The sequence below is a fragment of the Rhizobium sp. BK399 genome, assembly GCF_014194695.1.
Lineage (GTDB): Bacteria > Pseudomonadota > Alphaproteobacteria > Rhizobiales > Rhizobiaceae > Rhizobium.
The window spans coordinates 78,152-96,534 of sequence record NZ_JACIAH010000016.1 but is presented as its reverse complement, the minus strand read 5'-3'; the positions used below and the strand labels follow the sequence as shown (position 1 = coordinate 96,534).

General features: G+C 59.3%; 21 protein-coding genes and 2 pseudogenes. 11 read left to right on the top strand and 12 right to left on the bottom strand.

Translation table 11 applies throughout. The features are described from left to right. The first annotated feature begins 41 nt into the window (after window positions 1-41). Entirely contained in the window at window positions 42-479 is a 438-nt protein-coding gene (locus tag FHT97_RS25120; protein ID WP_016554039.1) for a DUF1489 family protein, read from the top strand. A gap of 3 nt (window positions 480-482) precedes the next feature. Here FHT97_RS25120 and FHT97_RS25115 read toward each other — a convergent pair whose 3' ends face one another. The 7 genes and pseudogenes from FHT97_RS25115 to FHT97_RS25085 all read right to left on the bottom strand — a co-directional run bounded on the left by FHT97_RS25115 (window position 483) and on the right by FHT97_RS25085 (window position 6,215). Further along, on the bottom strand, window positions 483-761 hold the full coding sequence (locus FHT97_RS25115) for a hypothetical protein (protein WP_016554038.1): 279 nt from the start codon (window positions 759-761) through the stop codon (window positions 483-485). A gap of 109 nt (window positions 762-870) precedes the next feature. Beyond that, window positions 871-2,340, bottom strand: coding sequence for a serine hydrolase (locus FHT97_RS25110; protein WP_183864603.1), 1,470 nt, complete (start codon window positions 2,338-2,340; stop codon window positions 871-873). Between the two features lie 117 nt (window positions 2,341-2,457). Next, window positions 2,458-3,210: a hypothetical protein gene (locus FHT97_RS25105; protein ID WP_183757199.1), complete on the bottom strand. Its 753-nt coding sequence runs from the start codon at window positions 3,208-3,210 to the stop codon at window positions 2,458-2,460. Window positions 3,211-3,445: 235 nt separating this feature from the next. After that, entirely contained in the window at window positions 3,446-4,051 is a 606-nt protein-coding gene (locus tag FHT97_RS25100) for a transglutaminase-like cysteine peptidase (protein ID WP_183864602.1), read from the bottom strand. Between the two features lie 531 nt (window positions 4,052-4,582). After that, window positions 4,583-4,823: pseudogene (locus FHT97_RS25095) on the bottom strand (prolyl aminopeptidase); the annotation flags it as partial. A 48-nt stretch (window positions 4,824-4,871) separates the two neighbouring features. Then, window positions 4,872-5,483, bottom strand: coding sequence for a PilZ domain-containing protein (locus FHT97_RS25090; RefSeq protein WP_114712739.1), 612 nt, complete (start codon window positions 5,481-5,483; stop codon window positions 4,872-4,874). Between the two features lie 78 nt (window positions 5,484-5,561). Further along, window positions 5,562-6,215 carry a PAS domain-containing protein gene (locus FHT97_RS25085; RefSeq protein WP_183864601.1) on the bottom strand — a complete coding sequence of 218 codons (654 nt, stop codon included), beginning with the start codon at window positions 6,213-6,215 and terminating at the stop codon, window positions 5,562-5,564. A 298-nt stretch (window positions 6,216-6,513) separates the two neighbouring features. On the opposite strand from FHT97_RS25085, the gene FHT97_RS25080 reads away from it, so the two are divergent. After that, entirely contained in the window at window positions 6,514-7,284 is a 771-nt protein-coding gene (locus FHT97_RS25080; protein WP_183757202.1) for a rhomboid family intramembrane serine protease, read from the top strand. 104 nt (window positions 7,285-7,388) lie between these two features. After that, entirely contained in the window at window positions 7,389-7,823 is a 435-nt protein-coding gene (locus FHT97_RS25075) for a CBS domain-containing protein (protein WP_183864600.1), read from the top strand. A 15-nt stretch (window positions 7,824-7,838) separates the two neighbouring features. Here FHT97_RS25075 and FHT97_RS25070 read toward each other — a convergent pair whose 3' ends face one another. The 3 genes from FHT97_RS25070 to folE form a co-directional block, all read right to left on the bottom strand. Next, window positions 7,839-8,816 (bottom strand): patatin-like phospholipase family protein, encoded by a 978-nt coding sequence (locus FHT97_RS25070; protein WP_183864599.1) that lies wholly within the window; start codon window positions 8,814-8,816, stop codon window positions 7,839-7,841. A gap of 114 nt (window positions 8,817-8,930) precedes the next feature. Next, entirely contained in the window at window positions 8,931-9,389 is a 459-nt protein-coding gene (gene hisI, locus FHT97_RS25065) for a phosphoribosyl-AMP cyclohydrolase (RefSeq protein WP_183864598.1), read from the bottom strand. Between the two features lie 26 nt (window positions 9,390-9,415). Continuing rightward, window positions 9,416-10,036, bottom strand: a complete 621-nt coding sequence (gene folE, locus FHT97_RS25060) for a GTP cyclohydrolase I FolE (RefSeq protein WP_183864597.1) — start codon at window positions 10,034-10,036, stop codon at window positions 9,416-9,418. 306 nt (window positions 10,037-10,342) lie between these two features. Between folE and FHT97_RS25055 the strand changes: the two genes are divergently transcribed. The 5 genes and pseudogenes from FHT97_RS25055 to FHT97_RS31075 all read left to right on the top strand — a co-directional run. Then, window positions 10,343-10,789, top strand: coding sequence for an iron-sulfur cluster assembly scaffold protein (locus FHT97_RS25055; protein ID WP_183864596.1), 447 nt, complete (start codon window positions 10,343-10,345; stop codon window positions 10,787-10,789). Window positions 10,790-10,801: 12 nt separating this feature from the next. Next, the gene (gene yidD, locus FHT97_RS25050; RefSeq protein ID WP_183757208.1) at window positions 10,802-11,203 is read left to right on the top strand and encodes a membrane protein insertion efficiency factor YidD; all 402 of its coding nucleotides are present in this window, start codon (window positions 10,802-10,804) and stop codon (window positions 11,201-11,203) included. A gap of 97 nt (window positions 11,204-11,300) precedes the next feature. Next, window positions 11,301-11,825 (top strand): DUF1697 domain-containing protein, encoded by a 525-nt coding sequence (locus tag FHT97_RS25045; protein ID WP_183864595.1) that lies wholly within the window; start codon window positions 11,301-11,303, stop codon window positions 11,823-11,825. 122 nt (window positions 11,826-11,947) lie between these two features. Next, the gene (gene thrS, locus FHT97_RS25040) at window positions 11,948-13,933 is read left to right on the top strand and encodes a threonine--tRNA ligase (protein WP_183864594.1); all 1,986 of its coding nucleotides are present in this window, start codon (window positions 11,948-11,950) and stop codon (window positions 13,931-13,933) included. Between the two features lie 87 nt (window positions 13,934-14,020). Then, a pseudogene (locus tag FHT97_RS31075) lies at window positions 14,021-14,266 on the top strand (glycerol acyltransferase); the annotation flags it as partial. 49 nt (window positions 14,267-14,315) lie between these two features. On the opposite strand, the gene FHT97_RS25030 reads toward FHT97_RS31075, so the two are convergent. Then, the gene (locus FHT97_RS25030) at window positions 14,316-15,401 is read right to left on the bottom strand and encodes a hypothetical protein (protein ID WP_183864592.1); all 1,086 of its coding nucleotides are present in this window, start codon (window positions 15,399-15,401) and stop codon (window positions 14,316-14,318) included. Between the two features lie 113 nt (window positions 15,402-15,514). Between FHT97_RS25030 and FHT97_RS25025 the strand changes: the two genes are divergently transcribed. The 3 genes from FHT97_RS25025 to FHT97_RS25015 all read left to right on the top strand — a co-directional run bounded on the left by FHT97_RS25025 (window position 15,515) and on the right by FHT97_RS25015 (window position 17,937). Further along, window positions 15,515-16,099 (top strand): nitroreductase, encoded by a 585-nt coding sequence (locus FHT97_RS25025; RefSeq protein ID WP_183757213.1) that lies wholly within the window; start codon window positions 15,515-15,517, stop codon window positions 16,097-16,099. After that, window positions 16,099-16,707: a flavin reductase family protein gene (locus FHT97_RS25020; RefSeq protein WP_183864591.1), complete on the top strand. Its 609-nt coding sequence runs from the start codon at window positions 16,099-16,101 to the stop codon at window positions 16,705-16,707. Before FHT97_RS25025 ends, FHT97_RS25020 begins: the two co-directional genes overlap by 1 nt. Window positions 16,708-16,800: 93 nt before the next feature. Beyond that, complete coding sequence (locus FHT97_RS25015; RefSeq protein WP_183864590.1) at window positions 16,801-17,937, top strand: DUF2336 domain-containing protein; 1,137 nt, start codon at window positions 16,801-16,803, stop codon at window positions 17,935-17,937. Here FHT97_RS25015 and FHT97_RS25010 read toward each other — a convergent pair. Further along, the gene (locus tag FHT97_RS25010) at window positions 17,934-18,344 is read right to left on the bottom strand and encodes a hypothetical protein (RefSeq protein WP_183864589.1); all 411 of its coding nucleotides are present in this window, start codon (window positions 18,342-18,344) and stop codon (window positions 17,934-17,936) included. The two genes, FHT97_RS25015 and FHT97_RS25010, sit on opposite strands and share 4 nt — an antisense overlap. Window positions 18,345-18,383 lie beyond the last annotated feature (39 nt).

Here is an 18,383-nt window from a genome sequence, read left to right as displayed (position 1 = left end):
TGCCGCTTGACGCTGCCTGATAAAAGGACTTCAACGGCGGCATGGCATTGCATCTCATCAAACTGTGTGTCGGCGCGGACTCGATCGACGATCTGCGTGAATGGGTCGCCGAACGCTCTCTCAGGGCGATTGCGGCCGGGCTGGAGCCGCATTCCGTGCATACGACGAGGATGGTCCCGAAGCGCGTCGAGGAACTGCTCGACGGCGGTTCGCTCTACTGGGTGATAAAGGGGCAAGTTCAGGCGCGCCAGAAACTTCTCGACATCCAGACTTTTACAGATGGCGAGGGAATCTCACGTTGCCATCTTGTGCTGGGGCCCGAAGTCATCGAAACGGCGGTACAGCCGAAGCGTGCGTTCCAAGGCTGGCGCTATTATCCGCAGGACGATGTACCGCGCGATCTGAACAGCCTCGGAGAGGGGATTGCCGAAATGCCCGCGGACCTTCGCCGCGAACTCTCTGAACTCGGCCTACTCTGACTATCAGCGCAGGCGCAGCGTAACCGGCGACCGCCCTTCAGGGCAGGTGACGTGAAGGTGGATACTGGCTTCCGCCTGCGAGCAACGCCATGCTCGCGCGCCGTGGCACAGCAACAGATTGATCAGGTCCTTGGTCTTTGCCGATTTCGGCTTCTGCCGCTGCAACCCAACTTCTGCCAGTCGCAAGGCAGCCTCGTGCAGTGGGTGCAAACCGGCTCGCGGATTCTTGCCGGTTACCCGACCATGTGGCGGAAACTCCGGAACATTCTCGTTGATCGCCATTCTCATCCTCGTACGCATTACAAACCGAGTCTCAGAACTCCGTCGGATCAAACACACCGATCACGACGCTTTGGACTGCCGCCTGTAATATCAGGCGGCAGTTCTTTGATCATTGGGCCGTGGCCCAGCACTTCACACCGGCACGCTTCAGCGCGTTGCAGGCGTTTACTGCAGAGCGCTGGTCATCGAAGCCGCCGAAGCGGGCGCGATAACTTCCTGCATTTGCGACTGCGATAGGCTTGGCGGAGCGCAGAGCCTTGCCAGCCTTGTCCTTGGCGCTGTCGAGCAGATCCATGGCGCCTTCCTTGCTGGCAGACACACCGATCTGGACGGCCCAGCCGGCAAGCTGCGGCTCCTTGGTCGAAGCGGTCGTCAACTCGTCGACAGAGGTATCACCCTGCTCAGGCGGCACGTAGGCGGGCGCAGGCGTCGGCGTGGCCGCAGAGGCGTGCTTGATCGCCTGCGTCTTGACCTTCGTCGGCGCCGGCATTTCCTGCTGGAGCAGCGGGTTGTCGGACTTGGACTTGGCGACGTCTGCATAAGCGACCTGCGCAGATGCTGGCTGATAGCGGGTATCCGGGGCCGGCGCCGTGCGCGGCAGGGTGACTTCTGGCGCAGCCGATGCGACGCGCGTTTCGGCGACAGGCGCTGCCGGTTGCGGCGCGGACCGGGCGATCAGGTCCGAGGAACCGCCACGGCTTGAGGCCTTCGGCAGATAGGCTGCGATCAACTTGCGCATCTGGTTGTCACGGGCAGGGGTCGAAGCGCCGCCGAGAACAACGCCAACGATCGATTTGCCATCGACTTGAACGGAACTCACCAGATTAAAGCCGGCCGCGCGGGTATAGCCAGTCTTGATGCCATCGACGCCGCGCACGGAGCCAACAAGGCGGTTATGGCTACGGATAACGCGGCTGCCGAACTTAAAGCTCTGCGTGGAGAAATAGCCGTAGTACTGCGGAAAATGCTGCCGAAGAGCGATACCGAGTCGAGCTTGGTCACGCGCCGTCGTCATCTGTGCGGTATTCGGCAGGCCATTGGCATTGCGGTAGGTCGTGCGCGTCATACCGAGCGCATGCGCCTTGGCGGTCATCACCTGCGCGAAGCGATCTTCCGAACCGGCTAGCAGCTCGCCGAGAGCCGTGGAGGCATCGTTGGCCGAAAGCGTGACAAGGCCGAGAATCGCCTGCTCGACGGTAATCGTGCCACCGGGGCGCACACCAAGTTTCGTCGGCGCCTGGGCGGAAGCATGTGCGGAGAAGGGAACAGAAGTGTCCAGGCGAATGCGACCCTGCTCCAACGCCTCGAAGGTCAGATAGAGGGTCATCATCTTGGTGAGGGATGCCGGATACTGCAGGCGATCCGCGTTCTCGCTGTAGAGAACGTTGCCGGTCTTCGCATCAACGACGATGCCAGCATATTTCGAGTTGGCAGCCTCCGCATCGGCGTCGATCGAGTCGGCCATGACGACAGCGGCAGCGAGAGACAGCGCCGTGATCGCCCTTATCAGGAAGTTGCGGGATCGCGATGGGGATACGGAGGAGACTGACCTTGGCACTATTCTACTCTTCGCTTGCATTTCGGATATTAGAGAGATCGCCCACCCTCCTGGCACGATCCTTCTTTCGGCAAATTATCCGCCCTGGGTTACCAATCCGTTTATGATTAATCGTTTGTTTCGCCGCATCGGATCATTCTAGCGACCTGTTGCAGAAGCGTTCACAAGTCGAGCCTCCACAAAGTGGCGAATAGCGGCATCAATATGGTCCCAATCAGGCAGATGCGCGCTCGAGAACCGATAAAGCACAGTTAAATCGCGACCGACTCTGATGTCGCGCTGGCAATCGCCGCTGCTGGCCGTCTGCGGCGTCAACGGCAAGGCGCAGCGCACGACATAGGCGGGGGCATCGGCACTTGGCGCCGTCAACAGAACCTCGTCCGCGTAACCAGCGTCACCTCGCAAGTGATGTAGCGTCATTCCATTGGCGAAGGGCACGCTCTCGCCCTCGATCAGGTGCGAGTAGATCGGTTCCAGGCGCCCCGACATGTCCTTGGACATCGTGCTTTGCGCGATCTGGAGGAAAATGAGGCCCGACGACTGGGCAATATCATCGAAGCGCTCGCGATGCTCCTTGCTGTAGCCCTGCATTTCAGGCCAGGTGAGGTAGAGGTCCGCGCGCTCGGAGAGGCCGTCGCGTCGCTGGCTGGGAAAGCGCAATGTGTTTTCCGGCAGTCGAAGCGTATCGCGGCCGATCGTCAAAGTTATCGGAGCCGTTGAGTCCGTGTTGCCGGCGAGTGATATACGGGCGCCGAACCAGCGCCCCCCGAAACTGATGACGAGCGTCAATGCTGCAAGGCAGGCAATAGCGACCGTAACGCGGACGATGAATCTGGTCGACAGGAGAGGAGATTCCTCGACCTCGTGGGCACGATGCACTGGGTAGCTCATGGCGGCTTTCGGATGTCAGACCGCCGCGATAAAAACAGGAGCCGTCGGTGCCTATGGTGATTTTGCCTATGATCCGGCAGCCACAGTTAACGAACAATTAAATAGCCCGTTTGGACGCAGCAAAAAAGAACCGCTCCCGGGACAGCGGGAGCGGCTCTACAGCGCCGGTCAGGGACGGGGATGCGGGGACGACCGGGGCCGCATGTGTGTGGCCGGCAATCCGGCGATGTGGCGTTTACTTGACGCTGCCGACTGCCACGGCGCGGCCGTCCTGCAGCTTGACCCAACGGGCCGGATCGTCGGCGGACTGGCGCTTGAGGTAGGTGTATTCGGTGTCTGCCCAAAGCATGACCTTGTTGCGCATGTTATCGAGGATGAAATCGCCACGATCCGTGCGGACGGTCAGCACTGCATGGCCTTCGCCATTTGGCTGCAGGACGACGGTCATCAGCAAATCGGAAGGCGAGAAGCCGGCATCGATCAACATCTTGCGCTTCAGCAGCGCATAGTCCTCACAATCACCAACCGAACGAGGATAGGCCCAGCGCTCCTCGACCCCGTAGATTTCCTTGTCGGTCAACGGCGAGATCGACGAATTGACCTGGTAGTTTACCTTGAGAATTTTCTTCCAGCGCTCTTCCGTCAGAAGGAGCTCGCCTTGATCGCCGGCGGCGTTCGCACAATCGGCGGGCAGTTCCTTGCAGAATTGATAGGCGCCGATCGGCGGGCTCGCGTTGCCGACAACCGTCATGTTTAGGGGGCTCGCTTGTCCCGAACCCACCGTCGCGATCAGCATCGCAGCAGCGACCAGACCGCCTTTGATGAAAGTTGTTACCGTCATTTATCGTCTCCCCGTTGTGAGGAGAACTTGACACAGACGTTTTTACCCTGCGCAAAATTACGCAGTCAAATTAAAGGCTTAGTTGATTCAAACACGCGGAGAAATCGACTAAAAACAAGATCAAATGCCGCTAAAGTTTGAAGGACATTCGCGCCAATTTTGATTCAAATTGTCGGTTTCTCGAAAAGATGTCGGGCGGTCTAAGGGCGCATATTGGGACAAGTTGTTAACGCGGCAGCCCAATCCCGAATTTCGGGAAACCTTTGTTTACCATTCGCATGGGCGGCGGCACTGGCACGCGTCTCGGCTGAGACCACCAAAACGGCTTGGAAATCGGCAAATTGGCCGCCAGTTGCGAGTTAGGAAGCAAATTATTTTTTGAGGAGTTTCGCGAAAAACGTCAGTCGCATCGATGATCGCACGCGCCAAACTGTCTTACGACACCGAATGCGCGGCATCTTCTGCGATAACGAGCCGACTCTCCGGCCAAGCCCTCGACAGTTCCCATGCTGTCACGAACGTATCTGCCATATCGGTGGCATTCGGGAGGCTTCGGCCGCAATTGCGCTGATCGAAGAGGATGATCCGGTAGACCGAAGGATCAAAAATAGCGGCGAGCGGATGTCGAGCAACCGGAGCCAGGGCCGCCGTGCAGGTAGAGAGCGGGAGCTCCATCCGGATTGCCGCAAGCCTCCCAATAGAGTTGCTGCCCGGCGCCCATATCGAGAAAGCCGCGCTCGTAAGGCTCTTTTTCAGGATAGAGAATCGTCATGCGCCACCCAATTCGGTAGCCCCATGCACGACGCGCCTGTGACGGCGATCAGAGAAATTCGCGAAGTGTTTCCCGCGACTGAAGCGACAGAAACTCGATCGCGACCCCTTCCACGAAATGGCGGACAACGCGGCCACGCATATTGCCGAGGCGGAGCGGGGTGCCGATCGGCGGACGGACGTCGAGATCGACTGCGGCGCCCGAGAGCGACAAGTCCATAATTCGGCATTCGTAACGCGCACCGTCTTCCAAGGTGATCTCGGTTTTGGTCTCGCGCGGCGTCAGGCGGTCGTGACGACGGTCCTCGGGAAGGCCGAGTTCGTGCTTATTGGCCAGCCAGGTGAGTTGCGCCGCAAGTTTCTCGCGCTTGCGTTCGGTTGCATGGATCGACATCGAGAAACCGCGACCATCAACCGTCTGCACATAGCCTTCGACGCGGCCCAGGTGATCGATGTAAGCAACGACACGCTCGTTGGCACGGGGACGTCCCTGGCAAGTCACGTACATATCGCCCGGCGACATGTCGACCACGAGGCACTCATACTCCTCGTAGTTCGCCAGCATCAGCCGGCCCTGCATGTTGATGGGCACGCGTTGAAAGGCACCTTGTTCGAGGCGAGGCGCAGTCCGTTGAGTTTGAACTTGCTGGAACGCGTGCATCAAAGGGCTTCTTCATGAAATACTACCAGCCGATCTTTACCCGCAATCCCTTAACAGAAGGTTGTTCAGGTTCGTCCCCTATGCACCCAACCGGTTGTGTCGAATCGAGACGGCGGGCGCGTCGGGCTCAGCAAATAGGCCCGACATGACGCGGCGCATCGTATCGGCAATCGATGGCGGACGCGGGAACTGCGGACGCTCATCGTCAAACTCCGTTTCATCACGCTCGTCCTCGTTGCCGAGCCGCTCGTGCAGCAATCGGCTGCGATCAAGAGCAAGGAACTGCAACGGCACGACTTCCAGCCACGTTGCCGCGACCGCGGGAGCGATCGCGCCCAACAGCTTATCGCATTCGGCGCCCTCGGAGCGCAGCGGCAGCAGGATTATTTCAAAGCAGGCACTATGGCCGGCCGTGGTGAAACCTGTGGCGTTGATCAGCGTGGGGATTGCGTGCGCCATAACGCCAGCAGCAATATGCTCGATATCGTCACTCCCATGCGTCCAGAGGTCTGAAAACGCGGTCCCTCCGAGATCACGTCCAAAGAGGTCGCAGATGCGCGTTCCGGCAAGACGGAAGGCGATCTGTCCCGTTTCGCTGGCTTCGAGCAGAAACACACTTGAAAGAATCTGTCGCAAATCCGTCGGTTCAACCTGCGACCGCAGTGGCGCCAAGTCACGACCGCGGATGCGATTCCAATATTCGAATAGGTCGATCGTTGTTTTGATACGCATTGTGGCACCGGCTGTTTCATTTCAAATCAGAATACGGCCGTCATGGCCTTGTACTGGGACGCGGTGCGTATTTCATGCCAACTCGCAGCAGTTAAGGTTAAAGAAGGGTTTCGATTGAGCGGGGAGCTGTCCCATGGCAGTCTTTGCCCATCGCTTCCTGTCTTCGGGAAGTTCAGCACAGACTGTCAGGCGCCGAGGCATTCTCGGAACGCTCGAGGGCCGTCCGGTCTTTGCCGGACGGCTTTTTTTTTGACTTGCCGTCCTGTAAGGCTGTGCCGCAATTCAAGCGAGGACGAAGATGAACGAGCACTCGGTCGAGCCGCAAGCGGCGATGGAGCCCCCGGCAACACCGCCGCCGGCACCGATCTTCAATCTTCCCGGTCCGGTGCTCACAGCGCTTGCGCTCCTGGGGCTGATTTACGCTGTTCAATCACTTCTTCTGTCCGGCGGTGGTCTCGACTGGCTGTTCTTCAATTTCGGGTTCATTCCGTTGCGCTACATCACGCCGTTGTCCGAGCAGGGACCTCAGCTTTTCTGGACGCCGATCACCTATTCACTCCTTCACGGCAGCATCGAGCACATCGTTTTCAACGGACTATGGCTCATGGCCTTCGGCACACCGGTGGCGCGGCGAATTGGTACGTCTCGTTTCATTGTTTTCTGGGTGCTATCGGCGATCGCGTCAGCCGCTCTCCATGCCGTCCTAAATTGGGGCGCGGCTACGCTGCTGATCGGCGCGTCCGGGGTCGTGTCTGGCCTAATGGGCGCTGCCTGCCGCTTCGCTTTCCCACCCGAACGGCGGATCGCCCCGCCAGCGCATCTCAATACACGTCTTTCGATACGCGACGCGTTTCGCAGCCGCACGGTCGTTGCATTCATTCTCTTTTGGTTCGTCGGCAACCTGCTGATTGCGGTCGGCGTCCCGCTGATCGGTGACGGATCGCAGGCAATCGCCTGGGACGCTCACATCGGAGGGTTCATTTTTGGCTTCGCTCTCTTCGGTCTTTTTGACCGGGAACCGCCCGAGAAACCGACAATTTCAGAGACATCGGATATATTGCAATCTTGAGAGTTGGAGTGCACCATTCGAACTGATCCGCGATGGGAGGAGTAAACCGCTGCGGATGCCTGTGATCAGTAGAAGTGCTTCACTTTCGACATAGGAGGTTCAAAATGTCCAATACAGTCAAAGCCATACTCGACGCAAAGGGCAGGGATGTGGTGACCGCCGGTCCGCATACAACCGTTTCCGAAGCTGCCGTGATTCTCAGCAAGAAGAAGATTGGCGCTATCGTCATCGTCGGGATGGAAAACAAGATTTCCGGGATTTTTACCGAGCGCGACGTGGTTCACGCGATCGCTAGGGCGGGAGCAGCCTGTCTCGATCAGCCGGTTGCATCGTTGATGACCGCAAAGGTTTATCGGTGCCATGAAGATTCGACCGTGAACGACCTGATGGGGCTAATGACCAGTCGCCGCTTCCGTCACGTTCCCGTTGAAACCAACGGCAAGCTCGTCGGTATCATCTCGATCGGTGACGTCGTGAAGACACGCATCGCGGAGGTCGAACTGGAAGCCGAGCAGATCAAGGCCTACATCGCCGGTTGAACGCGTCGCCGGCCCCTAGAGGGAGCCGGCGAATAGTTCCTGCATCCGTTTCAATTCGGGAAGCCTCAGCTTGGCTTCCTCGTAGCCGCGCTCGATGGCTTCGCCGGCGCGATGGAATTCCGAGAGACCGATATCGCCAAGGCGCGGCTGAATCGAGATATCCGGCGGGTCGCCCGCCAAGCGGGCCCGCGCAATCCTGTCCTGGATGATGTTAAAGGCCTGCACCATTACGCCGGTCATGCCGAGCTTGGCGTAAGGCGCCTCTTCGCGCCGCTGGACCTCGGACGGCGAGAGCGTGGCGTTGTGTCTGACGACCGCCGATCGACCGTAGAGATCGTAGTTCAGGTTGACGGCGACCACAAGCGGCTGCTCATAAGCGCGGCATACGGAAACGGGCACCGGATTGACCAACGCACCGTCGACGAGGGTTCGTTGGTTGCTGCGTACTGGCTCGAAAATACCCGGTAGTGCATAGGAGGCGCGAAGCGCCGTGATCAACGAGCCATTGGCAATCCAGACCTCGTGGCCGGTGTTGACTTCAGCGGCAACGGCGACGAACGGCCGGTCCAGATCTTCGACATTCAGCCCTTCCAGATGCTCCTGCATCCGCTTCGTCAGCCGCATGCCGCCAAACAAGCCGCTGCCGCCGATGGTCAGGTCAAGCAGGCTGGCAATCCGGCGCATCGTCAGCGAACGGGCGAACGCTTCGAGCTCATCGAGTTTGCCGGCGAGATAGCAGCCGCCAACCAGGGCACCGATGGAAGTTCCGGCAACCATGCCGATCTCGATACCTTCCTCATCGAGGGCGCGCAGGACACCTATATGGGCCCAGCCGCGCGCGGCGCCTCCGCCCAATGCAAGGGCAAGCTTTGTTCTCTTTGGGGCAGGTGCGGGCGCAGGAGCGAGAGGAGTATTCATGTCTGGCGCGGTCGGGCTGCTGGCATTGGACGCGCCCGCTTCGGAGCTTTGGCGGTACAAACCCCAATTCAGCATGGCTCGTCTCCCTCCCGGCAAACAATTAAAAACGAACTATATTAGTGTCCCGCGTCCCTTTCCAATTCGTATATAGGCGTAGATTTTGGCCCAATAAGAGGCAATTGCCTGCTTTTATGTCTCTTTTCCATAGACTTCGGTCGGGTCGAACTGGAGCTCGTCGTCGACGATTTCGAGCATCGGCTTTCCGTCTTCGAGGTTCACGGTCCTATAGAAACACGACCGCCGGCCAGTGTGACAGGTCGCGTCATGGCCAGCGACCTCAACCTTCAGCCAGATGGCATCCTGATCGCAATCCGTACGGATTTCCTTGACCATCTGGGTGTTTCCAGACGTCTCGCCCTTGATCCAGAGCTTGCCACGCGAGCGGCTGAAGTAATGCGCTTTGCCGCTCTGGATGGTCAGGGCGAGGGCCTGCGCATTCATATGCGCAACCATCAGCAGTTCGCCATCGTTGGCGTCGGTGACGATCGCGGTGATCAGGCCGCGATCATCGAACCGCGGCGTGAAGTCGCCGGCGTCCTCGAGTTCTGATTTATCGTCGGACGGTGCATTGAACGCAAAGGGCATCATCGCGGCTTTCTTAGATGAAGCCGTATTCAGCGGCTCCGGACCAGAGACATGAATCGGGCTTGATCAGCCGGCTCAGTTTTAAACGTTCCGGTAAATGTTGTCGTCAATGTGGTGGAGCCCTGCTTTTGCACACCGCGCATGGCCATGCACATATGTTCGGCTTCGATCATCACCGCAACACCGCGCGGAGCGAGCGTTTCATCGATCGCTTTTGCGATTTGGGCGGTCATGGTTTCCTGCGTTTGCAGGCGACGGCCGTAGATCTCAACGACACGCGCGATCTTCGACAGGCCGAGCACCTTGCCGTCCGGCATGTAGGCGACATGCGCCTTGCCAATGATGGGCACCATATGGTGTTCGCAGTGCGAGAAGAACGGAATGTCCTTCACCAGGACCATGTCGTCGTAGCCGGCAACTTCTTCGAACGTGCGGCCAAGCACATCTTCGGGGTCCATATCATAGCCGGCAAACAGCTCACGATAGGCTTTGGCCACACGCGACGGTGTGTCGAGCAAGCCTTCACGCGATGGATCGTCACCTGCCCAACGCAGGAGCGTGCGAACGGCGTCCTCAGCCTCTTTCTGGCTGGGCCGATCGGCATCGAGATCGGCGGGGGTCTGCGGAAAATTCTTGATGATGGCGTCCATATGTAACAGTCTCCTGATCCGCTTTACGGATCGTCTTTCGGACTAGCCACTGGCAATTCCACTCAAGGGAATTCATGCACCTTTGGCAGGCTCCGGGGCTTTCAGGGCTTTGTTTGCGGCCCTTCCGGCACGGTTTCCCAATCAAACTTAGCCGAGGCCATTGCAATTTTCTGGCCTTCGAACGACATACATATAGGAAAACGGCATCTGTATGTAAGTCTCCCGGCACGACACGCTGTGTTTTTCTTTTGTGCTACAATGAGCTTTGAGGCGCCGATCCGCATGAATTCTGGAGCGGAATCCACGATGGACGACATCTACAACAGCAAAATTCTCGAATTTGCGGGCAATATTCCGCTGATCGGCAATCTACCGGATGCGGACGCCAGCGCCCAGGCGCACTCCAAGCTTTGCGGTTCCAAGGTCAAGATTTGGCTGAAGATGGATGGCGATACCGTGAGCGGATTTGCCCACGACGTCAAAGCCTGCGCACTCGGCCAAGCGTCCTCCTCGATCATGGCCCGCCATGTCATCGGCGCCAATACGACGGAACTACGCAAGGCGCGCGAGGACATGCTGGCGATGCTGAAGGCGGACGGCGAGGGGCCGGAAGGCCGGTTCGAGGACATGCGCTATCTCCGCCCGGTGAAGGATTACAAGGCGCGACATGCCTCGACGATGCTGACCTTCGACGCCGTCGTCGATGCGATCGGCCAGATTGAGGCCAAGCGCGCTGAAACCATCGAAGCGTGAGCAACACCGCCGATGTGTGAATTCTGTTCGATCAATCGCGATGATGAAGACGAGGGGGGCGCTGCTGCTCCCCGTACAGCCTCGCGTTCCTATTCCCGCAACTACGCCGGCCCGTTTCACAAGACCCCAGGCAGGGTGCTCGGGATGGGTTTCATTCGCGCTTATCAACTGACCCTGTCCGGTTTTATCGGCAATTCATGCCGCCACATCCCGACCTGCTCTGAATACGGCTATGAGGCGGTAGCGCGCCATGGACTGTGGAGTGGCGGCTGGATGACGCTGTTTCGTGTCGCCCGTTGCGGGCCGGGTGGCACGAGCGGGCTCGACCCGGTTCCCGAGCAGCTCGGCGAGCGCTTCCATTGGTGGACGCCCTGGCGCTATCTCGCGCTTGGCCGCAAGGCGGCCGAGGGATGAGGCAACGCGTATTTTGGGCCTTTCGTCACGGCCACGATGTCACCCTCAAGGATATTCTTGACGATCTTCCCAAGGACGGCAGGGAGTTCCGGAAGGCATGATTTACGTGGCGCTATTGCACAGCATCGTGCTTGCGCCTGGACGACGCGTCGTGATGTCCGACCTTCGCGACATGGCAACGGACATCGGATACCGAAATCCGCGGACCCTGGTCTCCACCGGCAACATCGTCTACGAGGCCGAAGCCGTGGCGCTCGTCGATATGGAGGCCACGCTCGAGGCAGCCTTCAGAGCACGGTTCGGCAAACCGGTCGATATCATCGTGCGCAAGGGCACCGACTGGCAGAAGCTAGCGAAGTCCAATCCGTTCCCGGACGGTGAGGGCAGCCAAGTGATCGTGCGGGTGATGCGCAAGCCACTACCGGCGGCTGTCATGGCGACGCTTCGCCCTTATGCCGATCCGACGCAACGCATGGCGCTCACTGGCGGCGATCTTTGGATCGATTTTGCCGACAAGCCGAGCCAATGGAAGTTGCTTTCGGCGTTGACGACCAAGCGCATGGGCGTCGGCACGTTGCGAAACTGGAATACGGTTCGTGGCCTGGCTGAAATGATCGGCTAAGCCGGCTTTTTCTTTACTCAAGCAGCAAATCTCGGTATCAGGCGGCGGCGCATTCGTACGGACGAAGCGCTTCATTGCAACCACCCGCATTCGTTGGCGGGACTGGACAAGGAGAATTCTAAATGTCCCAATCCGTTTCCCTGACATTTCCCGACGGTTCCGTGCGCAGCTACGATGCTGGCGCAACCGGCAAGGACGTCGCCGAATCCATTTCCAAGTCGCTTGCCAAGAAGGCCGTCGCGATCGCCATCGATGGTCAGGTCCGCGATCTTTCCGACCCGGTGACGGCAGGCACAATTGAAATCATCACCCGCACCGACGACCGCGCGCTGGAATTGATCCGGCATGACGCAGCCCACGTGATGGCGGAAGCCGTACAGGAACTCTGGCCCGGCACGCAGGTCACGATCGGTCCTGTTATCGAGAACGGTTTCTACTACGACTTCGCCAAGAACGAGCCCTTCACGCCGGACGATCTGCCCAAGATCGAAAAGAAGATGAAGGAAATCATCGCTCGCAACGCGCCGTTCACCAAGCAAGTCTGGTCGCGCGAGAAGGCCAAGGAAGTTTTCGCAGCCAAGGGCGAAAGCTACAAGGTCGAACTCGTAGACGCGATTCCCGCCGGCCAGGATCTGAAGATCTATTACCAGGGCGACTGGTTCGACCTTTGCCGCGGACCGCATATGGCGTCCACCGGTCAGATCGGCACGGCGTTCAAGCTGATGAAGGTCGCCGGCGCCTATTGGCGTGGCGACAGTAACAATCCGATGTTGACCCGCATCTACGGCACGGCATTCGCCGAGCAGGTTGATCTCGACAATTACCTGCACGTGCTTGCGGAAGCCGAAAAGCGCGATCATCGTCGCCTCGGCCGCGAAATGGATCTCTTCCACTTCCAGGAAGAAGGTCCGGGCGTTGTCTTTTGGCACGGCAAGGGCTGGCGCATGTTCCAGACGCTGGTTGCCTATATGCGCCGCCGCCTCGCCGAAGACTACCAAGAGGTCAACGCGCCGCAGGTGCTCGACAAGTCGCTGTGGGAAACCTCCGGCCACTGGGGTTGGTACCGCGACAACATGTTCAAGGTCACGGTTGCCGGCGACGACACCGATGACGACCGTGTCTTCGCGCTGAAGCCGATGAACTGCCCCGGCCACGTGCAGATCTTCAAGCATGGCTTGAAATCCTACCGTGAACTGCCGATCCGCCTTGCGGAATTCGGCACCGTGCATCGCTACGAGCCGTCAGGCGCGCTCCACGGGTTGATGCGCGTGCGCGGCTTCACGCAGGACGATGCGCACATCTTCTGCACCGACGAGCAGATGGCGGCCGAGTGCCTGAAGATCAACGACCTGATCCTCTCGGTCTACAAGGACTTCGGCTTCGACGAGATCACCATCAAGCTTTCAACGCGCCCGGAAAAGCGCGTCGGCTCAGACGACCTTTGGGATCGCGCCGAAAGCGTGATGACTGAAGTGCTGGAGACGATCCAGCAGCAGTCGAACAACATCAAGACCGGCATCCTGCCGGGTGAGGGCGCGTTCTACGGTCCGAAGTTCGAATATACACTGAAGGACGCCATCGGCCGTGAATGGCAATGCGGCACGACGCAGGTCGATTTCAACCTGCCGGAACGCTTCGGCGCCTTCTACATCGACAGCAACTCCGAAAAGACGCAGCCGGTGATGATCCACCGCGCCATCTGCGGCTCGATGGAACGCTTTCTCGGCATCCTGATCGAGAATTTCGCAGGACACCTGCCGCTGTGGGTATCGCCGCAGCAGGCCGTCGTCGCAACGATCACGTCGGAGGCAGATGGCTACGGCGCCGAAGTTGCGGCAGCCCTGCGCGACGCCGGGCTGGCGGTCGAAACCGACTTCCGTAACGAGAAGATCAACTACAAGATCCGCGAGCATTCCGTTACGAAAGTTCCCGTCATCATCGTCTGCGGCAAGAAGGAAGCGGAAGAGCGCACGGTCAACATTCGTCGCCTCGGCAGCCAGGAGCAAACCTCGATGTCGCTTGACGAAGCGATCGCAAGCCTGGGGCTCGAAGCAACACCGCCGGATATCCGTCGCAAGGCCGAAGCCAAAAAGGCGAAGGCGGCCTAGTTGATACGCATCTGACGGCGCCCACAGGCGCCGTCAGAAGTATGTCACGTATCCGCAATATAGCCATCGCATTGATGAGGAGGGGATATTCCCGACGCGGATTTGCGCTTTGAACAACTATCCTACGGGAATGATCGCGACGTCAGGCTGTACAACCTCTGGCGTACCGACATCGTCGGCAAGGGCGATCGCGCGTTCGGAAAGATGCTGGATTTCATCGACGTCCAACTCAACATCAGGGGCAACTGGCCGATCAACGACATTCCTAAAGACCCGATCGTGATCGTTGCCAACCATCCCTTCGGCATCGGTGACGGGATCGCCGTATTGGCGCCCCGCGAAGATGCGAAAGATCACCTGACCCGGTCATCAGACCGATCAATCAGTCGGCATCAGCGCCGCCGGTTGCGCCCTGCAACTGGTCGTAGGAGGGAAGGGGCTGGGGCCCGGAAGAGGCTTGTCCCGGCTGCGGGTCAGCCTGGAGTTGGACCGTTTTTGCGGCTGCGGTGGGTGCTTCAGGCTGGACATCCTTCATCAGCACTTCGACGTCAGTATTCTTGCCGGCCTCGACCTTGAAATCGCGCTGGTAGATCTTGTCCTTGTTTCGCGCAACGGCGGAGTATTCACCTTCGGCAAGCACCATGGTTGGGAAGGCACTGACGCTTTCACCGACGCTGTCGCCAGCCGCCGTCAGGATCGACCAAGCGGTATCGGCGATTGCCTCGCCGCCCGCTTCCGACACCAGCTTGAAGGTGATCTGCGCCGCCTTATGCTGGATCGTGGCTTCGGTTAGCTTGCCTGCCTCCACCTGAATGTCGGCTCGGATTGAGGCGTTCGTTTCGCCGTATTCAGAGATAATGTGGTACGTGCCCGCATTCAGGCGAACCACCGTGTTGGGGGGCACGTCCGCCATGACGAGGCCCCGCTCGCCGTCTTCGCGCACTTCGGCAGAATAGATGGAGAAACTGAGTTGATCCGGCCGGATGCGGACGTCGGAGCCCGAGACCGCGTTCAGAAGCAATCCGCCTGCCTCCAGCACCATCGTCTGCTTGCCGACCGTGCCGTCTTCGGGAACCGTGAGTTTGCGGGTGACGCCGGCGCGGCCGAAGGAGACGTTGACGAAATAGTCTCCCGGCGCGAGCTGGAAGTCCGCGGAGCCGCCCTGCGACGATGCGATCAGGGGGAGTTTGCCGTCTGAGCCGGCCATGGGGCTGAACACGTACCAGGACAGACCGTCCTGGACCGCATCACCATTGGCCGTCAGCTTTGCCTCAAGGGCGACCTCGCGCAGCTTCGAGCCTTGCGGCGCCGTGCCCGGAGCAATGAAGGCGTTCAGCTTCGGCATCTTTGCCGTCGTGTCGAGTTGCTTGAAGGTCTGGAAGGCCTCCTGCGCCTGGCCGCTCAACGGCAGCAGGGCAGCGAAAACGAAGGCGAGGCTGATGCGTGCAAATGGCGAAATGCCAACCATGTGTCGTGCGAACCAATTGACATCTGAAATCACAGAGGCCACTTCAAGACCAACGCGATGGCAAATTCAAGACCCATCCCCAATGCTGTAATGAAAATGGAAGTCTCTCCCGCATGAAATCGGATATCAAGCTGATCGACTATCTCGGCGTGCGCCGTTCTATCCCTGCGTTCCAGATGTCCGAGCCCGGACCTGACAAGACCGAGATAGAGGAGATTCTGCGTCTGGCCTCGCGCGTGCCCGATCACGGCAAGCTGGCACCTTGGCGTTTCATCGTCTATCGCGGCGAAGAGCGTGCCCGGATCGGCCAGGAACTGCTGAAGCTCGCTCTTGCAGCCAAGCCTGACCTTTCAGAGGAAATGATTCAGGTGGAGCGTACCCGTTTCACCCGTGCGCCCGTGGTCGTCGCTGTCGTCAGTAAGGCCGGGCCGCATATCAAGATTCCGGAGTGGGAGCAGCTGATGTCTGCCGGCGCAGTCTGCCTCAACATCATCTTCGCCGCGAACGCCCATGGATGGGTCGCCAACTGGCTGACCGAGTGGTTCGCCTACGACGAGCGCGCCTATGGATTGCTTGGCGTAAACTCCGGTGAAAAGATCGCCGGCTTCATTCACATGGGATCGACGACATTTCCCGCCGTCGAGCGTCCGCGCCCGGAACTAACAGAGACGGTCACCTGGGTCGGCGGAGAGGCCTGATGTTCTATACCACCGATACCAACCGGCACGGCTTGGCGCACGACCCGTTCAAGGCGATCGTCGCACCTCGCCCCATCGGCTGGATCGGCAGCAAGGGAAGGGACGGCTCGATCAACCTCGCGCCGTATTCCTTTTTCAACGCGGTTTCCGACCGCCCAAAGCTTGTGATGTTCTCCTCTGCCGGTCGCAAGCACAGCCAGCGCAATGCTGCCGAAACCGGCGAGTTCACCTGCAACTTTGTCAGCCGAAGCTTGCTGGAGAAGATGAATGTTTCATCAGCGGCCGTGGAGTACGAAGTCGACGAGTTTGCGCTGGCCGGCCTGACGGCAAGGAAGGGCGAGCTTGTCGACGCACCCTACGTCGCGGAAGCCTTTGCCGTACTGGAATGCAAGGTTACCGAAATCCTCGTGCCAAAATCACTCGCCGGCGAAGAATCCGAGAACGTGATGGTCTTTGGTCAAGTCCTGGGCATACACGTCGATGAAACGATCATCCGCGACGGCCGCCTCGACATGGCGCTCGCTAGGCCGGTCGCGCGCATGGGCTATATGGACTACAGCGAAGGCAGCGACGTGTTCGAAATGCTCCGGCCACAGCCCAGACCTTAACGAACATAGTGAACCAATCATAAACTTTTTGAGCATACCGTAGTCCTACTGATTGGAGTGCGATCGAATCGCATTCGAGCATGGGGCACACGGGTGATCGTAGAAGCATTTCTTCGTTGGGTGGAAACCGCCAAAGCCGGAGACAGGGCCCGCGCGGCAAATGCCCTCGGCAGGGCCTATCTGCAGTCCGAGATGGCCGCCGAAGAGCGCGCCGCGGCCGAGATGGCGATGACTTTCCTGCTTGACGACCCGTCCCCCAAGGTGAGGCTGGCGCTGGCCGAGGCGATCTCATGGTCTCCGGACGCGCCACGTGCCGTTATTCTTTCGCTGGCAGCAGACCAGCCGGAGATTGCCTCGCACGCCGTCACATGCTCTCCCTTGTTGTCGGATGCGGATCTTGTTGATCTCGCAGCCGGCGGCAGCGAGATCACGCGTATGCTGATCGCGGCCCGCGGCATGATCTCACGGCCGGTTGCCGCTGCGCTTTGCGAGATCGGTGAAGAAGAAGCCATCCTGTGCCTTTTGGAAAACGAAGGAGCAGTGATCGCACCTTGCTCCCTGAAAAGGGTTGCTGATCGCCTCGGCCACCACTGCGAAGTCCGCAACCTGCTCCTGGATCGCGGAGATCTGCCGGCAGACGCACGCCAGTTGCTTGCCCAGCATGTCAGCATCGCTCTCGTCAATCTGCCACTGGCGCAGGCGACGATCGAAGCGAGCCGGCTGCACCGAATCAGCAGGGAAGCCAATGAAGCCGCCATTGTGTCGATCGCAGGCGAGATTACGTCGCACGAAATTTCGGACCTGGTCGAACACTTGCGAGCGAGCGGCCACCTGACGGCATCGTTCCTAATGCATGCGCTCTGCTCCGGGAAAGTGGAGTTCTTCGCCTGCGCGATCGTCAATCTTACGGGATGTGAAGAACGTCGCGTGCGTTCCATCCTTGCCACCGGACGCATGCATGCAGTGCGCGCCCTATACGAATCGGCCGGGCTTGCCCGCGAGATCAGTGTGATCTTCGTCGAAGCAACGCTGCTGTGGCGGGAAGCATCGAAAAACCTCTCCGCGACCATGCTCGGCGACGTCTGCGGCAGCCTGCTCCGGAAGTTCCGCGGGCATACAGCGCACGGTGCCGTCCAAGAGCTGCTCGAGATGGTAGAGAGGCTGCATATTGCGGAGCAGCGGCAGCGTGCGCGCGCTTACGCGCAGGTGACCGCTCTCGCCGCAGCTTAGTAGCTAAGACGCTTCGCGACCCACGAATAGCTTCCGGAAACGAAATGGACAGGCGAAGCCAGCGCTGCCTTCATATCACCGCCCGACGGCAGATGCGCACGCACCTGATCTGCGACCCGATCAGCGAAGACCGACAGCCTACCTTGCGTTTCGACCGGAGTGGACGGTGTTGGGGCGTTCTCCACCACGGTCTTCGGCACTTCCGGTGGTGTGGAGGGCTTCGATGGCTCGCAGACGGCAATGACGGTCGGGTAGCTGACATTCGTATAGTGCTTGAGCTGCCTCTCGGAGTCGGCGTCGCACATGACCACCGTCTGCCATTGCTCCCCGACAGTCGCGATGTAGTTGCATTGCGTGACTGAGTCATTGCAGCCCAAGATCGTCATTGCAACCAGTATCGCTTGCATAGTATTGCCTTTTGAATATTGAAACTCCGCCCGTTAGAT

Bases quoted from the DNA above. Each gene is read 5' to 3' on its own strand.
- FHT97_RS25120 (WP_016554039.1), top strand. From the start codon at position 42: ATGGCATTGCATCTCATCAAACTGTGTGTCGGCGCGGACTCGATCGAC.
- FHT97_RS25115 (WP_016554038.1), bottom strand. From the start codon at position 761: ATGGCGATCAACGAGAATGTTCCGGAGTTTCCGCCACATGGTCGGGTA.
- FHT97_RS25110 (WP_183864603.1), bottom strand. From the start codon at position 2,340: ATGCAAGCGAAGAGTAGAATAGTGCCAAGGTCAGTCTCCTCCGTATCC.
- FHT97_RS25105 (WP_183757199.1), bottom strand. From the start codon at position 3,210: ATGAGCTACCCAGTGCATCGTGCCCACGAGGTCGAGGAATCTCCTCTC.
- FHT97_RS25100 (WP_183864602.1), bottom strand. From the start codon at position 4,051: ATGACGGTAACAACTTTCATCAAAGGCGGTCTGGTCGCTGCTGCGATG.
- FHT97_RS25090 (WP_114712739.1), bottom strand. From the start codon at position 5,483: ATGCACGCGTTCCAGCAAGTTCAAACTCAACGGACTGCGCCTCGCCTC.
- FHT97_RS25085 (WP_183864601.1), bottom strand. From the start codon at position 6,215: ATGCGTATCAAAACAACGATCGACCTATTCGAATATTGGAATCGCATC.
- FHT97_RS25080 (WP_183757202.1), top strand. From the start codon at position 6,514: ATGAACGAGCACTCGGTCGAGCCGCAAGCGGCGATGGAGCCCCCGGCA.
- FHT97_RS25075 (WP_183864600.1), top strand. From the start codon at position 7,389: ATGTCCAATACAGTCAAAGCCATACTCGACGCAAAGGGCAGGGATGTG.
- FHT97_RS25070 (WP_183864599.1), bottom strand. From the start codon at position 8,816: ATGCTGAATTGGGGTTTGTACCGCCAAAGCTCCGAAGCGGGCGCGTCC.
- hisI (WP_183864598.1), bottom strand. From the start codon at position 9,389: ATGATGCCCTTTGCGTTCAATGCACCGTCCGACGATAAATCAGAACTC.
- folE (WP_183864597.1), bottom strand. From the start codon at position 10,036: ATGGACGCCATCATCAAGAATTTTCCGCAGACCCCCGCCGATCTCGAT.
- FHT97_RS25055 (WP_183864596.1), top strand. From the start codon at position 10,343: ATGGACGACATCTACAACAGCAAAATTCTCGAATTTGCGGGCAATATT.
- yidD (WP_183757208.1), top strand. From the start codon at position 10,802: ATGTGTGAATTCTGTTCGATCAATCGCGATGATGAAGACGAGGGGGGC.
- FHT97_RS25045 (WP_183864595.1), top strand. From the start codon at position 11,301: ATGATTTACGTGGCGCTATTGCACAGCATCGTGCTTGCGCCTGGACGA.
- thrS (WP_183864594.1), top strand. From the start codon at position 11,948: ATGTCCCAATCCGTTTCCCTGACATTTCCCGACGGTTCCGTGCGCAGC.
- FHT97_RS25030 (WP_183864592.1), bottom strand. From the start codon at position 15,401: ATGGTTGGCATTTCGCCATTTGCACGCATCAGCCTCGCCTTCGTTTTC.
- FHT97_RS25025 (WP_183757213.1), top strand. From the start codon at position 15,515: ATGAAATCGGATATCAAGCTGATCGACTATCTCGGCGTGCGCCGTTCT.
- FHT97_RS25020 (WP_183864591.1), top strand. From the start codon at position 16,099: ATGTTCTATACCACCGATACCAACCGGCACGGCTTGGCGCACGACCCG.
- FHT97_RS25010 (WP_183864589.1), bottom strand. From the start codon at position 18,344: ATGCAAGCGATACTGGTTGCAATGACGATCTTGGGCTGCAATGACTCA.